The sequence below is a fragment of the Sporomusa aerivorans genome, from assembly GCF_041428895.1.
GTDB classification, from domain to species: Bacteria; Bacillota; Negativicutes; order Sporomusales; family Sporomusaceae; genus Sporomusa; species Sporomusa aerivorans.
Map to the genome: position 1 here is coordinate 4,405,001 of NZ_CP156926.1, position 2,500 is coordinate 4,407,500.

Annotated in this window: 7 tRNA genes and 1 rRNA gene (1 of these 8 only partly in view); all 8 read right to left on the bottom strand. The window is 50.6% G+C overall.

The features are described 5' to 3' along the window. Window positions 1-1,355 (bottom strand): 16S ribosomal RNA (locus SATMO3_RS21280); it reaches 200 nt to the left of the window's first position. Between the two features lie 299 nt (window positions 1,356-1,654). Continuing rightward, window positions 1,655-1,740: transfer RNA gene (locus tag SATMO3_RS21285), tRNA-Leu, on the bottom strand. Between the two features lie 97 nt (window positions 1,741-1,837). Continuing rightward, window positions 1,838-1,923, bottom strand: a tRNA-Leu gene (locus tag SATMO3_RS21290). Window positions 1,924-1,930: 7 nt separating this feature from the next. Continuing rightward, window positions 1,931-2,007, bottom strand: a tRNA-Ile gene (locus SATMO3_RS21295). Window positions 2,008-2,012: 5 nt separating this feature from the next. Beyond that, window positions 2,013-2,097: transfer RNA gene (locus SATMO3_RS21300), tRNA-Tyr, on the bottom strand. Between the two features lie 9 nt (window positions 2,098-2,106). After that, window positions 2,107-2,182 (bottom strand) — tRNA-Thr (locus SATMO3_RS21305). Between the two features lie 2 nt (window positions 2,183-2,184). Next, window positions 2,185-2,261: transfer RNA gene (locus SATMO3_RS21310), tRNA-Arg, on the bottom strand. A 103-nt stretch (window positions 2,262-2,364) separates the two neighbouring features. Continuing rightward, window positions 2,365-2,441: transfer RNA gene (locus SATMO3_RS21315), tRNA-Asp, on the bottom strand. Between the last annotated feature and the right edge of the window lie 59 nt (window positions 2,442-2,500).

Below are 2,500 nucleotides of genomic sequence, written 5' to 3' on the forward strand. Positions count from 1 at the left end.
GATTCCGACTTCACGGAGGCGAGTTGCAGCCTCCGATCCGAACTGAGAGCTTGTTTATGCGTTTCGCTTACCTTCGCAGGCTTGCTTCGCTTTGTTTAAGCCCATTGTAGTACGTGTGTAGCCCAGGACATAAGGGGCATGATGACTTGACGTCATCCCCGCCTTCCTCCGCATTGTCTGCGGCAGTCTCCCTTGAGTTCCCACCATAACGTGCTGGCAACAAAGGATAAGGGTTGCGCTCGTTGCGGGACTTAACCCAACATCTCACGACACGAGCTGACGACAGCCATGCACCACCTGTTTTCGTGTCCCCGAAGGGAGGGATCTATCTCTAGACCTTTCACTCAATGTCAAGCCCTGGTAAGGTTCTTCGCGTTGCGTCGAATTAAACCACATACTCCACCGCTTGTGCGGGCCCCCGTCAATTCCTTTGAGTTTCAACCTTGCGGCCGTACTCCCCAGGCGGGGTACTTATTGCGTTAACTCCGGCACAGGAGGGGTCGATACCTCCTACACCTAGTACCCATCGTTTACGGCCAGGACTACCGGGGTATCTAATCCCGTTCGCTCCCCTGGCTTTCGCGCCTCAGTGTCAGACACAGTCCAGAAAGTCGCCTTCGCCACTGGTGTTCCTCCCAATATCTACGCATTTCACCGCTACACTGGGAATTCCACTTTCCTCTCCTGCACTCAAGATTCCCAGTTTCCTGCGCCCATACGGAGTTGAGCTCCGCACTTAGACACAAGACTTAAAAATCCACCTACACGCCCTTTACGCCCAATAATTCCGGACAACGCTTGCCACCTACGTATTACCGCGGCTGCTGGCACGTAGTTAGCCGTGGCTTCCTCCTTTGGTACCGTCATTACCTTGCATTATTTACACAAGATACGTTCGTCCCAAACGACAGAGCTTTACGATCCGAAAACCTTCTTCACTCACGCGGCGTTGCTCCGTCAGACTTTCGTCCATTGCGGAAGATTCCCCACTGCTGCCTCCCGTAGGAGTCTGGGCCGTGTCTCAGTCCCAGTGTGGCCGTTCATCCTCTCAGACCGGCTACTGATCGTCGCCTTGGTGAGCCATTACCTCACCAACTAGCTAATCAGACGCAGACCCATCTCTAAACGGTAGCTTATATATAGAGGCCACCTTTCTTAACTCAGTCATGCAACCAAGTTACCACATTCGGTATTAGCACCACTTTCGCGGTGTTGTCCCCAGTTTAGAGGCAGGTTGTCTACGCGTTACTCACCCGTTCGCCACTAAGTATCCATAAATGAATACTCCGTTCGACTTGCATGTGTTAGGCACGCCGCCAGCGTTCGTCCTGAGCCAGGATCAAACTCTCCAATAAAGTTTTATTTATTGAAGCCATCTGATGGCTCATAAAATTTAAAGAAATTATTTAATGTGCTCAAATGAGCACCGCACATCTGGCTTTCCGTACATTGTATCAAGATTACATTCGCGACGGCCATTAGGACCGTGATGCGTTTGTAAGCTTGCACGATAGTACGTTGATGCATTACTTACATTGTTCAGTTTTCAGGGAACACTCTTTTTTTGCCGTTTGTTTCACCGGCGCAGAATCATATAATAGCATTTTTAATTATTTATGTCAACACTATTATTTACAAAAGTTTTGGTATTTCATGGTGCGGTAGAATGGATTTGAACCATCACGAGGTTGCCCTCGCCAGCCCCTCAAGCTGGTGCGTCTGCCGTTCCGCCACTACCGCATTATTTAGGATGTTCTTCGCAATTGCTCAGAACTAAGCGATTCACACAAGTTTCCGAGTCGCTTTCGCTCCTAGAAACTTGGTTCCCTGCTTAAAATGGTGCGGTCGAGTGGATTTGAACCACCACGAGGTTGCCCCCACTAGCTCCTGAGGCTAGCGCGTCTGCCGTTCCGCCACGACCGCATGTTATTGGTGGATCTACTAGGATTTGAACCTAGGACCCGCCGGTTATGAGCCGGATGCTCTACCAAACTGAGCTATAGATCCGTAATTGGTGGAGGGAGGTGGATTCGAACCACCGAAGTCAAAGACGGCAGATTTACAGTCTGCTCCCTTTAGCCACTCGGGAATCCCTCCATATTTGAATGGAGCTGGCGATAGGAATTGAACCCACAACCTGCTGATTACAAGTCAGCTGCTCTACCTATTGAGCTACGCCAGCGATGGCGACCCCGGCAGGATTCGAACCTGCGACCTTTTGATTCGTAGTCAAACGCTCTATCCAGCTGAGCTACGGAGTCAACTAATTGAAACTAGGATGTTCCTCACTATCGTTCGGAACTAAGCGACTCACTCAGGTTCTCATTTCGCCTATCGGCTCGTGAGAACCTGGTTCGCTGCTTATGGCGACCCTGAACGGATTTGAACCGTCGATCTCCGCCGTGACAGGGCGGCATGTTAGACCGCTACACCACAGGGCCGCATTATTCGATTTTCGACTTTAGACCTTCGATATTTATCGAGTGTCGAACGCCTAGCA